Source organism: Caulobacter sp. 17J80-11 (assembly GCF_014349105.1).
Classification (GTDB): Bacteria; Pseudomonadota; Alphaproteobacteria; order Caulobacterales; family Caulobacteraceae; genus 17J80-11.
Window position 1 is genome coordinate 89,532 of the sequence record NZ_JACSJI010000007.1, and the last position, 18,975, is coordinate 108,506.

Below are 18,975 nucleotides of genomic sequence, written 5' to 3' on the forward strand. Positions count from 1 at the left end.
GGCGCCGTATGGACAAGTATCTGCTTGTGGCCGCGGGGGGCGCCGCGGGTTCGATCGCGCGCTACGCCATGGGCGTTCAGGCCGGCCGTCTGCTGGGTCCGGGCTGGCCCTACGGCACCTTCGCCGTCAACCTCGTGGGCGGCCTGCTGATGGGCGTGCTGGCCGGCTGGCTGGCGCACCGCGGGGGCGCCGACCAGGAGCGCTGGCGCCTGCTGCTGAGCGTGGGCGCGCTGGGCGGATTCACCACCTTCTCGGCCTTCTCCCTTGAAACGGCGCTGATGATCGAGCGCCGGGAACTGGCCACGGCCGCCGGCTACATCTCCGGCTCCGTCGTGTTTTCCGTCGCGGCCCTGTTCGCAGGCCTGCTTATCGCGCGAAGGGCGTTCGCATGACCAAGACCGTCACCGACCAGGCCGAGGCGCTGCTGCGCGCCGGCAAGCCGCGCGAGGCGCTGACCCTGATCCAGCCGGTCGCGGCCGCGGCGGACGCGCCGGTCGCGGCGCTGCGCCTGTGCGCCACGGCGCTGCGTGCCTGCGGCAAGCGGCGCGAGGCGCTGGACTACGACCTGCGCATCGTCGAGCTTGCGCCTGAAGAGCCGCAGGGCTGGCTGGCGCTCGGCGCGACGCTGATGCTATGCGGCCGCCCGGTCCCGGCCGCCCACGCCGCCGAACAGGCCCGCAAGCTGGGCGCCGCCGGCGCGGTGACGGTGCTGCTGCAGGCCCGCGCGCTGGTCCAGCAGGGCTCGATCTTCGAGGCCGAGGCGATCCTGAAGGACGGCCTGCTGCGCGAGCCGGAGCATCCCGAACTGCACCGCGAACTGGCCCAGATCGTGTGGATGCGCACCGGCGACGCCGACCAGGCGCTGGCCGCGCTGGATCGCGCCAAGGCCGAGCGTCCGGGCGCGACCGGCCTGATCGCCGTGCGCGCCTCGGCCATGGAACTGGTCGGCCGTCACGCCCAGGCCTGGGCCGAAGTCCGCATGCTGATCCAGCAGGGCGTCGCGGCCGTCCCGGTCGACGTGATCGGCGCCGACCTGGCGCTGAAGGCGGGCGATCTCGACTCCGCCCTCAAGCTGGCGGCGCGGGCCGCCAAGTACGCCGCCAACAACCCGATCGTCCTGCAGCGCCTGTGCCGGGTGCTGCTGGCCGCGGGCGACGTCGAGCGGGCCCTGCTGGTCGCGCGCGAACTGATCGTGCTGAACCCGGGCGACCAGACCAGCCTGGCCCTGCTGGCCACGGCCTCCCGCGCCGGCGGCGGTCGCGAGGCCGCGACGCTCTACGACTACAAGGCCTTCGTCCGCACCTACAAGATCGAGACCCCGGCCGGCTGGCCCAGCCTGGAGGCCTTCCTGGCCGACCTGAAGGCCAAGCTGGACGAGATGCACCAGTTCGACCACCACCCGCTCTACCAGTCGCTGCGCCACGGCACCCAGACCTCGGGCGACATCTCGGCCTCTGACGAGCCGGTGCTGGTGGCCCTGTTCAAGGCCTTCGACGCGCCGATCCGCGAGTACATGGCGGCGGTGGGGCAGGGGCCGGACCCGGTCCGCGCGGTCAACACCGGCGACTACGCCATCGCCGGCGGCTGGTCGGCGCGGCTGAAGCCGAACGGCTTCCACGTCGACCACATCCATCCGATGGGCTGGCTGTCGTCGGCCTTCTACGTGGAGACCCCGACCCAGGCGCTGGACAGCCCAGACCGCGAGGGCTGGATCCGCTTCGGCCAGCCGGAGATGCCGCTGCGCAACCCGCTGCCGGCCGAGCACTACGTGCGCCCGGAGCCGGGCCTGCTGGTGCTGTTCCCGTCCTATATGTGGCACGGCACCGTGCCCTTCACGACCGACGAAGGCCGCATGACCGTGGCCTTCGACGTTCGTCCCCTGTGAGTGTCCGGAGAGCGTTCGCGTGAGCCGTGAGGTCAAGATACTGTTCGTGGGCGCCGGCGAGGACGACGTGCGCCTGGACCGCTGGTTCAAGCGGCGCTGGCCGCACGTCAGCCACATCCAGCTGCAGAAGCTGCTGCGCTCAGGCCAGATCCGGGTCGACGGCGCCCGCGCCGACGCCGCCACCCGGCTGACCGCCGGCGCGCAGGTGCGCGTGCCGCCGCTGCCCGAGCAGCAGGAGAAGCGGGAAGGGGAGAAGCCCAAGCTGACCCCGCGCGACGTCGCCTACGCCAAGTCGCTGGTGCTCTACGAAGACGAAGAGGTCATCGCCCTGAACAAGCCCTCGGGCCTGGCCGTGCAGGGCGGCACCAAGACCACCAAGCACGTCGATCGGCTGCTGTCGGCCTGGGGCGAGGGGCTGGAGCGTCCGCGCCTGGTCCACCGCCTGGACCGCGACACCTCCGGCGTGCTGCTGCTGGGCAAGACCCCGAACGCGGCGGCCCGGCTGGCCGGCGCCTTCGCCAGGCGGCGCGCCAAGAAGACCTACTGGGCCATCGTCGCCGGCGATCCGCGCCCGCCCGAGGGCGTCATCGACCTGCACCTGGTCAAGAAGGGCATCGGCGACCGTGAACTGGTCCGCCCGGCCGATCCGAAGGAGTTCGGGGCCGAACCGGCGGAGACCGAGTACGTCACCGTCTCGCGCGCCGGCCACCGGGCGACCTGGATGGCGCTGCGCCCGCACACCGGCCGCACCCACCAGCTGCGCGCCCACATGCAGGCGATCGGCCACCCGATCCTGGGCGATCCCAAGTACGGCAACGAGGAGTCGAACGAGCTGGGCCGCGGGCTGGCCCTGCAGCTCCACGCCCGTCGCATCGAGCTGGACCACCCCGGCGGCGGCCGGCTGGTGATCGAGGCGCCGCTCTCCAAGGAGATGAAGGAAGGCTTCGAGCGCTTCGGCTTCGACGAGCACGAGGCCGACGCCGAGCCCTTCGGCCGCAAGGGCGGCAAGGGCGGGCGGCGGTGATCGCCGGCGGCCCCACGCCCGCGCAGCTCGCCGAACAGCTGCTGGCCCAGGGCCGTATCGACGAAGCTCTGCGGCTGACCGCGGACCTGGCGAACGCGCCCGCGGTCAGCGCCAACCACCTGCAGCTGCACGCAGAAGCCCTGAAGGCCGCCGGCCGCCACGAGGAGGCCGCCGAGGCCAACCGGCGCGCCACCCTGATCGCCCCGAACGACCGTATCGCCTGGCACAACTACGCCTCGGTGCTGGGCGACCTGAACCGTAACGACGAGGCCAAGGCCGCCGCTGAGCGGGCCATCCGGATGGGTCTGGAGGCGCCGGAGACCCGGCTGGTCTACGGCCGCGCCCTGCTGGGCCTGGGCAAGCTGGACGAAGCCGAGGCCGCCTATCGCGACGCCCTGTTCCGCAGACCGGCCTACGGCGAGGCGCACCGCGACCTGGCCCAGCTGATCTGGATGCGCACGGCCGACGTCGACGCCGCGCTGAAACCGCTGGACCGCGCCGACCCCCAGGGCGCCAACGCCGAACTCGCCTCCGTGCGCGCCCTGGTGCTGGATCGCGGCGGGCGCCCCCGCGAAGCCTATGAGGTGCTGAACGCGGCGATCGCGCGCCATCCGGGCGATCCGCGCCTGCGCCTGTCCGCCGCCCAGGCCGCCGCCGATCTCGGCGAGGACGCCGCCGCCGTGCGGCTGGCCGAATCCGTGGCCCAGGTCGCGCCGGGCGTGCCGGCGGTCGAAGAAGCGCTGTGCACGGTCTATCTGGCCGCCGGTCGTCCGCACGACGCGCTCGCCGTCGCGCGCCGACGCCTGGCCCGCGCGCCTCATGACCACGTCGCGTTGGCCTTCGCGGCGGTGGCCGCGCGCATGGTCGGCGATCCCCAGTACGAGCGGCTTTACGACTACGCGGCCTTCGTGCGGCCGGCGCAGATCGCGGCGCCGAAGGGCTGGCGCTCGCTGGACGCCTACCTGGCCGACCTGAAGGACGCCCTGGTCCGGCTGCATGCGCTGAAGGCCCACCCGCTGGAGAACTCGCTGCGCGGCGGCAGCCAGACCTCGCAGAGCCTGCTGCGCTCGAAGGATCCGGTGATCACGGCCTTCTTCCAGGCCATCGACGAGCCTATCCGGGCGTATATGGCCGCCGTTGGAAACGGCGACGACCCGGTCCGCTCGCGCAACACCGGCGACTATTCGGTCAAGGCCGCCTGGTCGGTGCGCCTCAGGCCCAACGGCTTCCACGTCGACCACATCCATCCGCAGGGCTGGCTGTCCTCGGCCTTCTACGTCGAGACCCCGGCCGCGGCGCTGGACACGCCGGGCCGCGAAGGTTGGATCCGGTTCGGCCGGCCGCGCATGCGCACCACGCCGGCGCTGGACGCGGGACACTACGTCCGGCCCGAGCCCGGTACGCTGGTGCTGTTCCCTTCCTACATGTGGCACGGCACCGTGCCCTTCACGACCGACGAGAGCCGCATGACCGTGGCCTTCGACGTCGTCCCCGCCTGACCCCGTAGTTCCAGAGTCGCGTCCATGTCCTTGAAACTCGCCGTTTTCGACGTCGACGGCACCCTGGTCGACAGCCGCCAGACCATCCTGCGCGCCGCGGTCGAGGCGGCCCGTGACGTGGGCCTGCCTGAGCCGCGCTATGACGCGGTGCGCCAGATCGTGGGCCTGTCCCTGCACGAGGCGCTGCGCGTGCTGGCGCCCCAGCTGACCGACGCGGAGCTGGCCGAGTTCGTGGCGCGATTCCAGGCCTCGTTCTCGCGCATGCACGCCGAACCGGGCTTCAAGGAGCCGCTCTACGAGGGCGCGGAGCGCACCCTGCGGCGGCTGGAGAAGGACGGCTGGCTGATCGCCATGGCCACAGGCAATTCGCGCCGCGGGGTCGAGCGGCTGCTCGCGAACCACGACTGGAGCCGCCTGTTCGTCTCCACCCACTGCGCCTCCGACGGCCCGGGCAAGCCGCACCCGGCCATGCTGCTGGAAGCGATGAAGGCCTCGGGTTGCGAGCCGCGCCAGACGGTGATGATCGGCGACACCGGCCACGACATCCGCATGGCGCTGAATGCGGGCACGCGGGCGCAGGGCGTGGGCTGGGGCTTCCACACGCCCGACGAGGTCTGGGCCGCCGGCGCCCACCATGTGGCGAACGATTTCGACGAACTGGACGCCGAACTGGACCGCTTCGCCGCCGCCCTCTGAGGCCGGCGCCCCACCCACCGGGGAGAATGCGATCAAACAGCCCCCGCGTGTACTGGCCTCGGCCTCGCGCCGTGTATAGCTTGGCCATAGTCCACGCCGGGGGGCGAGTGCCTTGTCCAAGTCCATAGTCGCTTACGCTGTCGCCCTCGGGGCTCTCTGGCCGATCACGGCCGCCGCACAGGCCCAGGCGCCTGCCGCGCCGCCCGCGACGCCCCCTGTCGCGTCAACCGGCGCGCCGGCTGCGGCCGCGCCCGCCGTCGATCCCGCCAAGCCGCGGCCCGATCCGGCCGTTCGCCGCGGCGTGCTGGCCAACGGTCTGCGCTATGCGGTCATGCGCAACGCCTCGCCCAAGGACGGCGTGTCTGTCCGCCTGGGCGTCGACGTCGGCAGCTACGAAGAGACCGACGCCGAGCGCGGCTACGCCCACTTCGTCGAGCACATGGCCTTCAACGGCACGCGCAACGTCCCCGAGGACCAGATCGAGGAGCTGTTCGCGCCCATGGGCGTCGCCTTCGGGCGCGACCTGAACGCCGGCACCGACTGGTTCGCCACGACCTTCCAGTTGGACCTTCCCGACAGCCGCGCCGAGCCGCGCGCCATGGCCATGCGCTGGCTGCGCGACGTGGCCGACGGCCTGGACTTCAACGACGCGGCGGTGGTGCGCGAGCGCGGCGTGATCCGCGCCGAGGCGGACACGCGCGACGGCCCCGGCATGCGCGTCTGGCGCGCGGCCAGCGCCTTCCGCGGCCCGAACCTGCGCTCGACCGCGCGCGAGCCGATCGGCACGCCGGAAAGCGTCGCCTCGGCGACCGGCGCGCGCCTGCGCGGTTTCTACGAGCGCTGGTATCGGCCCGAGAACGCCGTGGTGGTCATGGTCGGCGACCTGCCGCCGGAGACCATGGAAGCGGAGGTGAAGGCCGCCTTTGAGGGCTGGAAAGGGAAGGGGCCCGCGCCCGTTCGGGCGCCGGTCCCGCCTTACAGCTCCAAGCGCGGCCTCGACGCCCTGGCGATCGCCGAAACCCACCTGCCCACGGCGGTGTCGGTGTGCCGGATGCGCGCCAGCGATCCGGAGGACATGGACGAGACGGCGCGCCTGCGCCGCCGCGCCGGCTCCGATCTGTGGCGCAGCATTCTCGACAAGCGCCTGATGAACCTGCGCCAGCGGCCGGAGACCGCCGTGGCGCGGGCCGCCTCCGGCGTCGACGACCGCCGCGACTCCTGGGCGGCGTGCGTCGAGGCGACCGCGGTGGGCGACGACTGGAAGACCGCGCTGGGTTCGCTCGAAACCGAACTGCGCCGGTTCGCGGCCGACGGGCCGACCGAACGGGAGGTGGAAACCGCGATCGAGGAGCTCCGCTCGCGTCACCGCGGCTCGGTCAGCGAGGCCCCGACCCGCAGCTCCTACGGCCTGGCCGGCGACATCCTCGGCAGCGAACTGGACGGCGAGACCTTCGTCACCCCGCGCGAGGCCATGCGGGTGTTCAACCTCGCCGTCGAGGACCTGACGCCCGAGGCGATCAAGGCGGCGTTCGCCCGCGACTGGTCCGGCGCCGGACCGCTGGTGACCCTCAACACCCCCGAAGCCCCGGCCTCGACCGCCCTGGCGGACGCCTGGCGCGCGGCCGAGAAGGCGCCGGCGATCTCGAAGTACGTCGACCACGACACCGCCACCTGGGCCTACTCGACCTTCGGGCCGACCGGAAAGGTGGCGAAGCGCGAGCCGGTGGCGCTGGGCGACTACGTCCGCTTCCGGTTCCAGAACGGGCTGGTCCTCAACTACAAGCGCACCGACTTCGTGAAGGAAGGCGTGCAGGTGCGGCTGAGCTTCGGCGCCGGGCGCCACGAACTGGGCCGCGCCAACCTGCCGACCGCCGCGCTCGCGGCGGCGGTGCTGCCGTCCGGAGGCCTCGGCCGTCACAGCGCCGACGATCTGAACGCCATGTTCGGCAACTCGTCGTGGGGCGCCGAGGTCGGCATCGGCAACGACTCCTTCGTGCTGTACGCAGGCACCAACCGCAGCAGCCTGGAAGTGCAGATGAACGTGCTGGCGGCCTTCGTCAGCGATCCGGGCTTCCGCGACACCGTCGATCAAGTGCTGCCGACCGCGGTCGAGGCGACCTACCGCGCCTACTCCGCCGCGCCGGGCACGACGGCCTCCGACGCCATGGCCCGCGCGCTCGAGCCGGACAGTCCGTCGGCCATGCCGGACAAAGCGGTCCTGCTGCGCCTGCGCAGCGCCCAGATCTCCGAAATGTTCAAGCCGGCCCTGACCCAGTCGCCGATGGAGCTGACCATCGTCGGCGACGTGCCGGAGTCGGAGGTCCTGCGCATGGTCTCCTCCACCCTGGGGGCCCTGCCGCCGCGCAAGGCAGTGAACAGGTCGCGTCCGGACCCCTGGTTCTTGCGCTTCCCCGAAACTCTCCCGGGGCCGGTCCAGACGGTCCACGACGGCCCCGCCGACCAGGGCATCGCGCTGGTGGTCTGGCCGCTCTACGTCGCGTCGCCCGCGCGCCGGAAGGAAGAGTACGCGCTGGGCGTGGTCTCTGAGATCCTGGCGGAACAGCTGCGCCTGCGGGTGCGCGAGCGGCTGGGCATGACCTATGCGCCGGAAGTTTCGACCGCCATGCCCGACAACGCCGACCAGGGCATGCTGGTCGCCGCCGTCGAGGCGCGTCCGGGCGACCTGGACGCCGTGGTGGCCCAGGTCCGCGAAGCCGCCGCGGCCTTGGCGCGCGGCGAGATCACCGCCAAGCAACTGGAGGCGGCCCGCACGCCGATGCTCGCCCAGATGCGCACCGACCTGGCCAGCAACGAGCTGTGGGTCGCCGCGCTGGACGGCTCGGCGAGCAGCGACGAGGGCGTCAAGGAAGTCCTCGACTACGCCGCCATCATGAACAGCCTGACCGTCGACGACCTGCGCGCCGCCGCCGCCACCTGGCTGGCGCGTCAGCCCATGGTCGTCACCTCCGTATCCGCCGCCGCCGCGCAGCCCACCCGCGTCGCCCGATGAAGTCCGTCTCCATGTCCCGTCCCGCCGCCGCCGCCGCTCTCGCCCTCGGCATGGCGAGCCTGCCCGCCCACGCCCTGGCCGCGCCACGCACGGCGATCGACCCGGCCGTCGCCTGCGCCGACCGGAAGATGGACGCCGTGCCCCGCGCCGCCGCCTGCGACCGGGCGCTGGAGGCGGCCACGACCGACGCCGATCGTTCCCGCGCCCACCGCGGTCGCAGCGACGCGCTGTTCGACCAGGAGAAGTACAAGGCCGCCCTCGAAGACGCCGCAAAGGCCGTCAGCCTGGCCCCCGGCGACGCCGACGCCCTGGTCGCCCGCGCCCTGGCCCACCTGGGGCTGGAGGAAGACGTCCCGGCGATGAGCGATCTCGAGGCGGCGCTGAAGATCAATCCCAAGCAGGCCGAAGGCCTCTACCTGCGCGGCTGGATCTACGACCGCTTCCGCAAGGAGCCGGCCAAGGCGCGGGTCGACTATGACGCCGCCATCGCGCTGGACCCGAAGCCCTGGTGGAAATACGCCCGCGGCCAGCTGCGCGCCGAGAACGGCGATCCGGCCGGTGGGCTGGAAGATCTCGAAGTGGCCCTGAAGGACAGCCCGAAGAGCCAGAGCATATTGCTCGCCAAAGGCGCCGCGCTCGAACACCTCGACCGCCACGACGAGGCGCTGGCGATCTACGCTGGGCTGATCAAGGCGCACCCCAAGGACGCCGAGCCGCTGATGTACCACGCCGTGGCGCTGTGGAACCGCAACGACCTCGCCGGCGCGCTGCGCGACCTCGACGCCGCCGTCCGGCTCGACCCCAAGTACGCCGGCGCGCACCTGTACCGCGGCGGCGTTCTGGTCGACCTGAATCGAAACGCGGAAGCGGTCAAAGCCTATGAGGCGGCGCTGGCGATCGATGCCAAGAACAACGAAGCCGTCACGGGCCTCGCCCGCGCGCTGGTGGGCGACAATCAGGCCGAGGCCGCCCTTAAGCGGCTGGAACCGCTGATCGCCGCCGAGCCCAACAACAGCGAGGCCCTGTTCCAGCGCGCCCGCGCCCACGCCCTGCTGGGCGAGGCCGCCAAGGCCAAGGCCGATTACGACGAAGTCATCCGCATCGCGCCCAATGCCGGGGCCTACTACAACCGGGCTCAGCTGATGAGCGCGTCGGAGAACTGCGACCACGCCGTGGCGCTGGCCGACTACCGCAAGTCCGCCGAGCTCGACCCGAAGGATCCGGACGCCCTGGTCGCCATCGGCGAGGAGCTGCTGGGCCTGAAACGCCCGGACGAGGAGATGGCCAGCTACGACGCGGCCCTCAAGCTCGACCCGAAGCACGCCTGGGCCCTGACCGCCCGCGCCGGCGCCCTTTGGCGCAAGGGCGACCTGGCGAACGCGCAGATCGCCTACCGCAAGGCCATCGCCCAGGATCCCCAGCGCGCCGACCTCCACCGTTGGCTGGGCGGGGTGCTGTCCGAAGCCGGCGACCGCAAGGGCGCCCGCTCGGCCCTCGACAAGGCGATCGCGCTGGATCCGAAGAGCGTCGAGAACTGGACGACCCGCGCCAACCTGTCGAGCGAGGAGGGCCGCGACGCCGACGCCATCCGCGACTACACCCGCGCCATCGCGCTCAATCCCAAGCGCGCCGACCTCCTGGTCGATCGCGGCTGGGTGTGGGTGAAGAAGAAGGACGCGAAGCAGGCCCTGGCTGATTTCGAGGCCGCCCTGAAGATCGACCCGAAGTCGGTCTACGCGCTGAACGCCCGCGGGCTCACCTACTACCGCGCGGAGAAATACGACAAGGCGCTCGTCGACTTCGACACGGCGCTCGCGATCGAGGCGGACACCGACTACGTCCTCTATAACCGCGCCCTGGTGTTCACCGACCAGGGCCGCTACGACCGCGCGCTGCGCGACCTGAACGCCGCCCTGAAGCTGTCGCCCAAGGATGCGAACGCGCTGGGCGCGAAAGGCGAGGCCTACCGCCGGATGGGTGACGAAACCACGGCGCTGGAGTGGTTCGACGCCGCGCTGGCGATCAATCCGGACCTGGCGATCGTGCTGTGGCAGCGCGGCTTTGCGAAGGAAGAGCTGGGCGACGCCGCAGGCGCCGCCGCCGACAAGGCCAGGGCGCTCAAGCTCGATCCGTCGCTCGGCTAGCACCAGACGGGCGCGTTTTCGGACGCGCCCCTTCGGCGCCCCGGCGGTACAGGGCCAGGGCGTAGAGGAACAGGATCGCCCCGGCCATTTCGCCGCTCTCCTCCAGCGTCGTGACCACGCGGTAGGCCAGCTGGTGCGTGGCGTCGTTCTCGAAGAAGCTCCCGGCCGCCATCTCAAAGCCGGCCGCCCCGCCGACGTAGAAGGCGGCGGCGAGCAGCATGGTGCGCGCGACCGGCCAGGGCAGCGCCTTGAGGAAGCCGCGATAGGCGAAGGCGCCGGCGGCGCAGGCGATCAGCACCGGGATCACCCATGCCGGATAGAGCGCCCCATGTGTGTTCAGGCGCGCCTGCAGCACGTCGCTCAGCCGCTCGTGCAGGCCGATGAACTCGTCGGCCGACACCGCCGCGAAGCTCAGGCTGAGCACGCCCCAGTGGGCGAAAAACCGGTCCCCGGCCAGCCGCGCCTGCTCGGCGATCTCGAACAGCTGGATGGCCGCGCCCAGCAGCACGGCCGACGAGAACCAGGTCGAGAAGTTGTATTCGTAGTCGAGGTCGAGCAGCCAGATCTTCTGCGCTTGCAGGGTGGGACTGACGGCCAGCATCAGGTCCTGCCCGGCGCTCAGCGCGACCAGCACGCCCGCCAGCGCGCCCAGGCACAGAGGCACGGCGGCCGCGGGCAGGGGCCGCGCCGCGGCGCGGATCGGAACCGAGGAAGCGTACTCGGGAACGAAAGCGTCGCTCATGGCGGACCTCCGGCAGCTTGACCGTCAGACAGCTGAGCAACTGGCGAAGCTTCGCTATAGATCCGCGCCCGTCCGACTCCGCGCCTATTCGTAGGACACGGTGATCGCCGGCTCGGCGTGGAAGATCTGCACCTTAGTCCCTGGCGGCAGGGTGACTGTTCCGCCGATGCGGATGGTGTCCTTGCCGTCCGGGCCGATCTGGCCAACGCCCGAGGTGGTCACGTCGCCTCGCAGGGCGCTCCAAACGGTGAAGGCGCCGACCGGGTGGGCGCCGGGCGCGGCCTTTACTCCGCTCGGCAGAGTCACCCTGTAGAGCCGCCCGGGTTCGCCGCGCACCGTGGTGATCGCAGGCCCGAAAGCTCCCCCCGGCGTAATGTGAGCGTTGACCGCGGTGCGAGTAGGCGTGGGCCCCGGCTTGACGGTGACCGTCCCGCTCCCGTGGCCGTTGTCGGTGTGCAACCGACCGAACGCCAGGTCGCTGTCATAGGTCAGGGTCAGCGGCTGGAGCAGGGTCATGCGGGCGGCGCCCTGCTTGGCGGGCGCGGAGGCGGCGCTGGTCGACACGAGGGCGGCGGCCAGGATCAGGGTGCCGGCGCGCAGGGCGGGAGAGAGGTGTGCGCGGGTCATCAGTTCACGCTCGCTGAGACGTTGTAGCGGTAGACGGCGTTTCCGGTCGTGGGGGTTGCGGCGATCGTCACCTCCATCGGCAGGGTGAAGGTCACCGCCTTCTGTTTCCCCGGCGCCCGCACGCTGAAATCGAGCGAAGGAGCCGGTCCGGTCGTGCCGGTGATCGACTGACAGGTCGCGCCGTCGCACTTCAGCCCGCTGGCCGTGAACGAGGTGATCGACGCCCGCGACGTGCTGGCCGCGGTGACGACGATGCGGACCGTGCCGGTGCTGCAGGTGTTGCCGGATTGGATGTTGCAGGTGACCGTCACCGTAGGAACGGACGTCCCGGTGTTGGTGATGCGGACCGCCGTGCCGCTCGTGCGGGTGACGGCGCCGCTCGAGCTGATCGCGAAGACGCTGCTGGAGGGGCCGGTCATCACCTTGCCCAGGCTCGGCGCCTCGGCCGAGGGCGAGGCGGACACCGGCAGGGCCTGGCCCGCCGCGCCGGACACGCCGACGGTGAGGGCGGCCAGCAGGCCGAACACGCGTGCTTTCATCGAAGGTCTCCACGTCATCGGACAGACTCCAGGGCGACGAGGGCGGGCACGCGTCCGGCGAAGCCGCCCTCGGGCGGGATGCGCACGGCCGCGGGCGCGACCAGCTTCAGGCCCAGGCGCTCGGCCTGGGCGGGATCGAGACGGACCGCGAAGGCCCCGGGGGGCAGGCGGTCCAGGACCAGGGTGCCGTCGTGCTCGGTCGAGCCGAAGGCGACGACGGCGCCGTCCGGCGCGACCAGCTGGACCTGCACGGCGGCCAGGCCCTTGGCCGGCGCGCCCGGACGCTGCAGCTGGACCTGCACCTCGACCTCGCCCAGCGCGGTGACCGGGAAGGCCACCCGCGTGGTCCGGCCGGCGCGCGGCGCGAACTCGATGACCTCGGCCGGAGCGGTCAGGTACGGGTCGCCCAGCGAGTCCGCCGGCACGCGAAGCCGCGCGCGCGGCGCGACGCCCAGGCCGACCAGGGCGGCGCGGCCGTCCGCGTCGGTCGTGGTCGGGCGCTGGCCGCCCTCCAGCGCAAGGTCGCCAAGGGCGGGCTCGCCGGGCTGGCGGACGCCGTCGTGGTTGCGGTCGACGAAGGCGAGCAGCGCCAGATCGCCGCCGCTGGCCACGCCCGGCCGTGCGGCGAGATAGCGGCGGCTCCAGGGATCGCGCCAGGCGCCGAGCGCCAGCTGAAGGCCCACGCGCACGTCGCCGTCGCGCACGCCGTAAGCGCCGGTCAGGGACAGGTCCATGGTCGACAGCCGCCAGGTCTGGACGGCGGAGACGGTCGTGTCGGGCGTGTCGCCGAAGCTGTGGGCCACCCCCAGACGCAGCGCGCTCCGGTCCGCGACCTCCCAGTCGGCGTTGACGAAGGCGGTCGAAAGCCGCCTTTCAGGCAGGACGTCGTAGGTCAGGCCGCCCCGCAGGCGCCAGCCGCCGGCCGACAGCTGCGAGACGTCCCACGCCCCGGCGAGGCGGTCGGGTTCGGCGAGCGTCCCGTCGTGCTGGTAAGACCAGGCCGACGACCAGTACCAGCCGGCCACCGCCGTGGAGACGCGCAAGCCAGCCTGCAGGAAGGCGGCGCCGTCGACGCTCTCGTCCCGCCGCGCGTCGGCCGAAACCGGCACGGCGAGGTCGGTGAAGAACACGTGCGCCAGGGCGTCCAGGCGCAGCTCGCTCGAGCGGCGCAGGAGCGGCGCGCCCAGCAGCGCGCCGCGCGGATGCGTCTCGTCGAGGAAGCCGCCCGCGTATTCGGCGTGGCGCGCGACCAGGGAGACGCCGAACGGCCGCCCGGCCGCGCCCAGCGCCGCGGCGGCCGCGCCCGTGCTGTCGCCCGCCAGATCGGCCTGCAGGGCGAAGCCGTCGAAGGAGGTGCGCAGGCCCGCGCTGACCAGCTGACGAGTGTCGTCCAACGCCGGCGTGTATTGGGCGAAGCCGGCGCTGACGCTCAGGTTCGAGATGAGGCCGTAGTCCAGCGTGCCGGCGAAGCGCCAGCGGCCGTAGCCCGGGTCGCCTGGTCCGCCGACGCTGTCGAGCTCGACCACGGGCACGTTCTGCTGCACCGCGCCGAAGCTGGCGTAGAGCTTGCCCTTAGGCGTGTGGCCTTGGCCGTAGTTGATCCGCCGGACCTCCTCGCGCCGCTCGCCGCGCGGGCCGTAGAACACCAGGCGCAGCACGTTGCCCCCGAAGGCCAGCGGCACGTCGTTGAACTCGTATCGGCCGGCGACCGGCGCGGATTGCGAGCCGCGCAGCACGTCGTTGACGTAGAGCTCGACCTCGTAGCCGGGGGATAGGTCGCCGCGTACGTCCAGGCCGTCGAACACGTCGGCCGCCTCCAGCGGCGCGGTCGTGAAGAAGCCGCCGCGACCGCCGACGCTGCGCGCGCCCAGCGAGGTCTGCGGGCTGTAGGCGTCGCCGAGCGCCGCGCGCGTCACGCCCCAGGGACGGCCGGTCGCCCGGCCCTCGACGTCGGACCGCTCGAACAGCATGCGCACATAGCTGAGGCGGCCGTCGTCGTCGGAACCGGCGTTCACCTGATAGCCCGCACGCGCCAGGTCGCCGGCCAGGCGCAGGTCGTAGCGGCCGACAAGTTCCGGCTCGCGGTTCGACCAGCCGGCGTCCAGGACCAGCTCTATGGCCGGCGCGGTGGCGAGCGCGTAGGGCGTTTCCACTCGCATGACCGTCTCGGCCGGCGTGCCCGTCGCGCCCAGTCCGTCGCGCCGTTGCTCGCGCGCCAGCCGCTGCTGGAAGGGCAGGGGCTCCTTCGGCGTGAGGGTGAGCTTCAGGCTGGAGAGGTCGGCTTCGGCCGCGACCGGCAGCAGTTTCTCGACCAGGTCGGTGCGCACGTAGATGTCGTCGTCGAACAGCACGGCCTCGGCCGGCGACACGGAGAAGTCGCGCCCGTTCGCCGTGGCCCGGCCGTTTCTCAGGTCGAGGCTCACCGTGCGGGCCCGGTCCATCACCCAGCCCTCGGCCCGCCGCTCGGGTGGAACCACGACGACGGCGAGGTCCAGCAGCCGCGCCAACGTGCCCAGCGGAAGCCAGACCCCGCCGCGCGCGGCGTAGCCCTCGAACGAGTCCGACAGCGGCTGGCCGGCCGCCTCGACCTCGAACAGCATGAGGTCGTCGCGCCCGAACGGGGCGGCGGCGGGGGCGGCGGCGGAGGTCTCGACCCTTTGGCCATCGCTGGTCTCTGCATGGGCGACCGCCGCGACGCTCAGGAACAGCACGCAGAGCGTCCGGCCGATCCGGACAAGCGCGGTCATGGGGCGGCGTAGGTCGCCGTCGCCAGGGCCGCGCCCGGGTGAGTGTCGTCGTCTCGATAGGTCACGGTCAGGCGTTCGCCGGCGGCCGGCGCCCGGCTGAGCGGCACGCGCAGGGCGCGCCGGCCGATCTCCGGATAGACGCCGACGCCGCGCACGCCGCCGATCTTCTCGGCCGGCTTGCCGGGACGCTGGGCTTCCACCTCCACGTCGCCGTAGAGCGAGCTCGCGCCCTTGCGCACCAGCTCCAGGTTCAGAATCTGCGGGTCGGCCGCGGCGTAGCGCACGCCCTCGATGCCGGCGTTCACGTCCGGGGCGCCCTGGCGGACGATGACGGGAATGCTGAGGCTGAACACGGCGACCACGCGCACCGACAGCTCCTGGCTGGAGCCGCCCGCGGCCGCCTGGTCGGCGGTCAGGCCGGTGTCCTGAGGAGGCACGGCGGTGACCAGCAGGTGGCTTCGGTACTCGCCGGGCTGCAGATCGGCCGGGCGCAGGATGCGAAGCCGCACGGTCTGGCTCTGCTGTGGGCCGAGCGTGACGCGCCGGGGCGTGAAGGTGACCAGCGGCTTGGCGGAACGGACGCCGGCGGCCTCGGCCGCGCCGGGCGTATCGCCAAGCCGCTCGATGCGGCCTTCCGGCGTCATCGCCTGATCGATCAGCTCGATGTTGTAGGTGGCCGGCTGGTCGCCCTGGTTGAACACGAACAGCGTGGCCGACCGGCCGGCGTCGTCGAACACCAGGCGCTTGGGCGAAAGGTTCAGGTCCGCGCCGACCGGGGTCGAGGCGCGCGAGCCCGCCACGCCGACGACCAGACAGGTCAGCAAGGCGAGCCTCAGGGCCCGCACCCACGTCCACCGCATTCAGATCCCCCCGAGGATGAACACGGCGACGGCGGGCGGCGAGGCCCGCCGTCGCCGTCGGCTCAGTTGTAGCTGGCGGTCACGTTGAAGGCGCCCGTGTAGGCGCCCGTGCCCGTCGTGGAGGTGATCGGCACGCTGCCGCCGACCTTCACGGTCTTGGAGCCCGAGCCGCCCAGAGAGCCCGACAGCGGCAGGCTGTCGAAGTCGTTGGTGGTGGTGACGGTCAGGTTGCCGGCGCTGCCCGAGATGGTGAAGGTCGGGTCGACCGACACCGAGATGGCCTGGCCGCCTTCACCGTCGATGGTGAAGCGGGCCGGGGCCTGGCCGCCGCCGGACGTCACGTTGGCGACGCCGCCGCTGTACGAGGCGACGCCCGCGGTGCTGACGCCCACCGAGCCGGAACCGGAGGTCGGGCGCACGACGGTGCCGAACGCCAGGTCGTCGTTCTTGGTGACGGTCAGCGGCCGGATGACCGTGACCGAGCCGTTCCCCGTTTCCGCAAAGGCGGAGGAGGCGGCCGCCAGCGCAACAGCGGCCACGCCGCAAGTGATCAACAGCTTCATGGCTGTTCCTTCTGCAGATGTCTGAAAGCGTTGAAGAAACCGCACGCGCACCCGACGTCGCGGCGTGCGCCGCGTCGTCCCGCCCCCCGGCGTGAATGGACCCGGCCTCTCGTTGAACCGGATATGGCGAAGCTAGCATCGCCGCCGGGCGCGAAGCGGCGGACGGGCCGGCCGAGCTTCACCGTTCGGCCTGATTTTGCGGGGGTTTCCCCGCCGCAAGACGGCGCCGTAAGAGGCGAATGCTTCCATCTCGCGGAGAAGTTCGCGCGTTCGCGGGGCGCGCGGCGCCCCTTGCGGGACAAGCGCGTTCCGCTCCATAGGCGTCGTTCCCCGCGTGAGGCCCGACCATGTCCCAGTTCAAGGAACGTCCCGACCAGCTGTACCGCCCGCGGCGGTTCTGGAAGGAGGCCGCCGTGGGTCCGCGCCAGGACGACGGCTGGCCGGTGCTGCTGGACGCGCGCACCGCCCGCACCCCGGCCAAGGCCGAGCTGGTGCTGCCGACCGAGGCCCTGGCCGCTCTGGTGGCTGGCGAATGGAACGGGGTTGGGGAGGTCGTCGACTACGCCCTGATGCCGGCCACCCGCCTGGCCTTCACCGCCATCGACCGGGTGTCGGAGACGCGCGCCGAAGTCGCCGACGAGGTCGGCCGCTACGCCGGCTCCGACGTGCTCTGCTATTTCGCCGACAGTCCCGCGACCCTGGTCGACCGCGAGGAGGAACGCTGGGGCCCGTGGCTTACCTGGGCCGCGAAGGAGCTGGGGCTGCACCTGGAACGGACCAGCGGCGTCGTGCACCGGCCGCAGTCGCCGGAAACCCTGGCCCGCGCCCGGGCGCTGGCGGCCGAGAGCGACGACTTCGGCCTGACCGGCCTGGCCTGGGCGGCCGGCCTGCTGGGCTCGGCGGTGCTGGCCTTCGCGCTGCAGCGCGGCCGGTTGAGCGGGGCGGAAGCCTTCGACCTGTCGCGCCTGGACGAGCAGTACCAGGCCGAGCAGTGGGGCGTGGACGCCGAAGCCGCCGAACGGGCCGAGGCGCACAAGGCCGAGGCCCTGCTGCTGGACCGCTGGTTCCGCGCGCTCGCCTGACGCGCCTGCGACGCGGACCCGCGTTACAGCAACCGTTAACCCTTGTCCCCCCACTGAGTGCGTCGGGGCCCGCCCGACTCAAGGCGGCCCGGCTGCGAATAGGGGTGGGTCGCATGCGTGTGGGCGCAAAACTTGCGGTGGGGTTCGGCGTAACCGCGATCGGGGTCGTCGCCACGGTCGCATCGACCTATGGCGCCCTGGAGCCTTCCGCCCGCGGCGGCCTGCTGCTGGGCGGGGCGAGCGTGCTCGCGATCGCCGCAGCGACCAGCTGGTGGCTGTTGCAATCCGTGGCTCGTCCGCTGGCGCGCACCGTGGCGGCCGCCCGCGCCCTGTCGGCCGGCGACGCCGAGGTGAAGCTGCCGGACGCGCGGCGCCCCGACGAGATCGGGCAGATCGCTTACGCCCTGGGCCTGATCCGTGAAGCCGAACTGGAGGTGCGCCGCCGCGAGAGGGCCGGCGACGCCGAGCGCCGCGACGCCGAGGCCGCGCGCGCCGCCCTTGAGGCCGAGAGGGCGCAGGCCAACGCCACAGACGAGGCCATCGTCGCCGCGCTGGCCGGGGCGCTGCAGGCGCTGGCCGACGGGGACCTCACCCACCGCATCGACGCGCCGTTCACGGCCATGTCGCAGCCGATGAAGGACAACTACAACGCCGCCGCGACCCGTCTTCAGGACGCGCTGGGCGGTGTGGCCGGCGCGGTCGGCGGCATGCACGCCGGGGCCGCCGAGATCAGCCGCGCGGCCGACGACCTGTCGCGCCGCACCGAGCAGCAGGCCGCCAGCCTGGAAGAGACCGCCGCGGCCCTGGACGAGTTGACCGCCACCGTGCGGCGCACCGCCGACAGCGCCGGTCAGGCGCGTGGCGTGGTCTCCACGGCCCGCAAAGGGGCGGAGCACGGCGGCGAGGTGGTGTCCCGCGCCGTCGCGGCCATGCACCAGATCGAGGGGTCGGCCAAGCAGATCGGGCAGATCATCGGCGTCATCGACGAGATCGCCTTCCAGACCAACCTGCTGGCGCTGAACGCCGGGGTCGAAGCCGCCCGCGCCGGCGACGCCGGCAAGGGCTTCGCCGTGGTGGCCTCCGAGGTGCGCGCCCTGGCGCAGCGCTCGGCCGAGGCGGCCAAGGAGATCAAGGCGCTGATCAACACCTCGACCGAGCAGGTCGACGCCGGCGTCGATCTGGTGGCCGAGACCGGGAAGGCGCTGTCGCAGATCGTGGCCCAGGTCGGCCAGATCGACAGCGCGGTGAGCGAGATCGCCGCCTCGGCGCAGGAGCAGGCCACCGGGCTTCAGCAGGTCAACACGGCCGTCAACCAGATGGACCAGATGACCCAGCAGAACGCCGCCATGGTCGAGGAGTCCACCGCCGCCTCGCACAGCCTGGCCGAGGAGGCCGCCTCGGTGGCGCGCCTGATGCGCCAGTTCCGGACCGCGTCAGCTGGCTCCGCCGAGCGCCGTCCCGCCGCCCGCCCGCAGGCCGGAGGTTACGCCGGCGGCGCGGCGACCGCCCGCAAGCTGGAGCCGGTCGTCGACGAAGAGGGCTGGGAGGCGTTCTGAC

At 72.5% G+C, this 18,975-nt stretch carries 15 protein-coding genes; 9 read left to right on the forward strand and 6 right to left on the reverse strand.

The window, feature by feature from the left end:
* The first annotated feature begins 8 nt into the window (after positions 1 to 8).
* The 7 genes from crcB to H8B08_RS09405 all read left to right on the forward strand — a co-directional run bounded on the left by crcB (position 9) and on the right by H8B08_RS09405 (position 10,258).
* Entirely contained in the window at positions 9 to 392 is a 384-nt protein-coding gene (gene crcB, locus H8B08_RS09375) for a fluoride efflux transporter CrcB (RefSeq protein ID WP_187449926.1), read from the forward strand.
* Positions 389 to 1,885, forward strand: coding sequence for a putative 2OG-Fe(II) oxygenase (locus H8B08_RS09380; protein ID WP_187449927.1), 1,497 nt, complete (start codon positions 389 to 391; stop codon positions 1,883 to 1,885). Before crcB ends, H8B08_RS09380 begins: the two co-directional genes overlap by 4 nt.
* Positions 1,886 to 1,904: 19 nt before the next feature.
* Positions 1,905 to 2,909 carry an RluA family pseudouridine synthase gene (locus tag H8B08_RS09385; RefSeq protein ID WP_187449928.1) on the forward strand — a complete coding sequence of 335 codons (1,005 nt, stop codon included), beginning with the start codon at positions 1,905 to 1,907 and terminating at the stop codon, positions 2,907 to 2,909.
* Positions 2,906 to 4,408, forward strand: coding sequence for a putative 2OG-Fe(II) oxygenase (locus H8B08_RS09390; RefSeq protein WP_187449929.1), 1,503 nt, complete (start codon positions 2,906 to 2,908; stop codon positions 4,406 to 4,408). Before H8B08_RS09385 ends, H8B08_RS09390 begins: the two co-directional genes overlap by 4 nt.
* A 24-nt stretch (positions 4,409 to 4,432) precedes the next feature.
* Positions 4,433 to 5,104 carry an HAD-IA family hydrolase gene (locus H8B08_RS09395; RefSeq protein WP_187449930.1) on the forward strand — a complete coding sequence of 224 codons (672 nt, stop codon included), beginning with the start codon at positions 4,433 to 4,435 and terminating at the stop codon, positions 5,102 to 5,104.
* A 112-nt stretch (positions 5,105 to 5,216) separates the two neighbouring features.
* Positions 5,217 to 8,114 carry a pitrilysin family protein gene (locus tag H8B08_RS09400; protein ID WP_187449931.1) on the forward strand — a complete coding sequence of 966 codons (2,898 nt, stop codon included), beginning with the start codon at positions 5,217 to 5,219 and terminating at the stop codon, positions 8,112 to 8,114.
* A gap of 11 nt (positions 8,115 to 8,125) precedes the next feature.
* Complete coding sequence (locus H8B08_RS09405; protein ID WP_187449932.1) at positions 8,126 to 10,258, forward strand: tetratricopeptide repeat protein; 2,133 nt, start codon at positions 8,126 to 8,128, stop codon at positions 10,256 to 10,258.
* Here H8B08_RS09405 and H8B08_RS09410 read toward each other — a convergent pair.
* The 6 genes from H8B08_RS09410 to H8B08_RS09435 all read right to left on the reverse strand — a co-directional run bounded on the left by H8B08_RS09410 (position 10,233) and on the right by H8B08_RS09435 (position 16,336).
* On the reverse strand, positions 10,233 to 11,000 hold the full coding sequence (locus tag H8B08_RS09410; protein WP_187449933.1) for a hypothetical protein: 768 nt from the start codon (positions 10,998 to 11,000) through the stop codon (positions 10,233 to 10,235). The genes H8B08_RS09405 and H8B08_RS09410 overlap by 26 nt on opposite strands.
* 84 nt (positions 11,001 to 11,084) lie before the next feature.
* A complete protein-coding gene (locus H8B08_RS09415; protein WP_187449934.1) occupies positions 11,085 to 11,627 on the reverse strand; it encodes a DUF4402 domain-containing protein in 543 nt (180 codons plus the stop codon).
* Positions 11,627 to 12,166 (reverse strand): hypothetical protein, encoded by a 540-nt coding sequence (locus H8B08_RS09420; protein ID WP_187449935.1) that lies wholly within the window; start codon positions 12,164 to 12,166, stop codon positions 11,627 to 11,629. The genes H8B08_RS09415 and H8B08_RS09420 overlap by 1 nt, the downstream gene beginning before the upstream one ends.
* Before the next feature lie 14 nt (positions 12,167 to 12,180).
* Positions 12,181 to 14,913, reverse strand: coding sequence for a hypothetical protein (locus tag H8B08_RS09425; protein ID WP_187449936.1), 2,733 nt, complete (start codon positions 14,911 to 14,913; stop codon positions 12,181 to 12,183).
* Positions 14,910 to 15,773, reverse strand: coding sequence for a molecular chaperone (locus H8B08_RS09430; protein ID WP_187449937.1), 864 nt, complete (start codon positions 15,771 to 15,773; stop codon positions 14,910 to 14,912). Before H8B08_RS09430 ends, H8B08_RS09425 begins: the two co-directional genes overlap by 4 nt.
* Before the next feature lie 62 nt (positions 15,774 to 15,835).
* The gene (locus H8B08_RS09435; protein ID WP_187449938.1) at positions 15,836 to 16,336 is read right to left on the reverse strand and encodes a DUF4402 domain-containing protein; all 501 of its coding nucleotides are present in this window, start codon (positions 16,334 to 16,336) and stop codon (positions 15,836 to 15,838) included.
* A 347-nt stretch (positions 16,337 to 16,683) separates the two neighbouring features.
* On the opposite strand from H8B08_RS09435, the gene H8B08_RS09440 reads away from it, so the two are divergent.
* The gene (locus H8B08_RS09440) at positions 16,684 to 17,418 is read left to right on the forward strand and encodes an ATP12 family chaperone protein (protein WP_187449939.1); all 735 of its coding nucleotides are present in this window, start codon (positions 16,684 to 16,686) and stop codon (positions 17,416 to 17,418) included.
* A 113-nt stretch (positions 17,419 to 17,531) separates the two neighbouring features.
* Positions 17,532 to 18,974 (forward strand): methyl-accepting chemotaxis protein, encoded by a 1,443-nt coding sequence (locus H8B08_RS09445; RefSeq protein WP_187449940.1) that lies wholly within the window; start codon positions 17,532 to 17,534, stop codon positions 18,972 to 18,974.
* Position 18,975: the final 1 nt, after the last annotated feature.

What these genes read in the sequence shown, in the direction of transcription:
- H8B08_RS09425 (WP_187449936.1), bottom strand. Translation starts at nt 14,913, where the DNA reads ATGACCGCGCTTGTCCGGATCGGCCGGACGCTCTGCGTGCTGTTCCTG.
- H8B08_RS09380 (WP_187449927.1), top strand. Translation starts at nt 389, where the DNA reads ATGACCAAGACCGTCACCGACCAGGCCGAGGCGCTGCTGCGCGCCGGC.
- H8B08_RS09440 (WP_187449939.1), top strand. Translation starts at nt 16,684, where the DNA reads ATGTCCCAGTTCAAGGAACGTCCCGACCAGCTGTACCGCCCGCGGCGG.
- H8B08_RS09395 (WP_187449930.1), top strand. Translation starts at nt 4,433, where the DNA reads ATGTCCTTGAAACTCGCCGTTTTCGACGTCGACGGCACCCTGGTCGAC.
- H8B08_RS09415 (WP_187449934.1), bottom strand. Translation starts at nt 11,627, where the DNA reads ATGACCCGCGCACACCTCTCTCCCGCCCTGCGCGCCGGCACCCTGATC.
- H8B08_RS09445 (WP_187449940.1), top strand. Translation starts at nt 17,532, where the DNA reads ATGCGTGTGGGCGCAAAACTTGCGGTGGGGTTCGGCGTAACCGCGATC.
- H8B08_RS09410 (WP_187449933.1), bottom strand. Translation starts at nt 11,000, where the DNA reads ATGAGCGACGCTTTCGTTCCCGAGTACGCTTCCTCGGTTCCGATCCGC.
- H8B08_RS09420 (WP_187449935.1), bottom strand. Translation starts at nt 12,166, where the DNA reads ATGAAAGCACGCGTGTTCGGCCTGCTGGCCGCCCTCACCGTCGGCGTG.
- H8B08_RS09430 (WP_187449937.1), bottom strand. Translation starts at nt 15,773, where the DNA reads ATGCGGTGGACGTGGGTGCGGGCCCTGAGGCTCGCCTTGCTGACCTGT.
- H8B08_RS09405 (WP_187449932.1), top strand. Translation starts at nt 8,126, where the DNA reads ATGTCCCGTCCCGCCGCCGCCGCCGCTCTCGCCCTCGGCATGGCGAGC.
- H8B08_RS09435 (WP_187449938.1), bottom strand. Translation starts at nt 16,336, where the DNA reads ATGAAGCTGTTGATCACTTGCGGCGTGGCCGCTGTTGCGCTGGCGGCC.
- crcB (WP_187449926.1), top strand. Translation starts at nt 9, where the DNA reads ATGGACAAGTATCTGCTTGTGGCCGCGGGGGGCGCCGCGGGTTCGATC.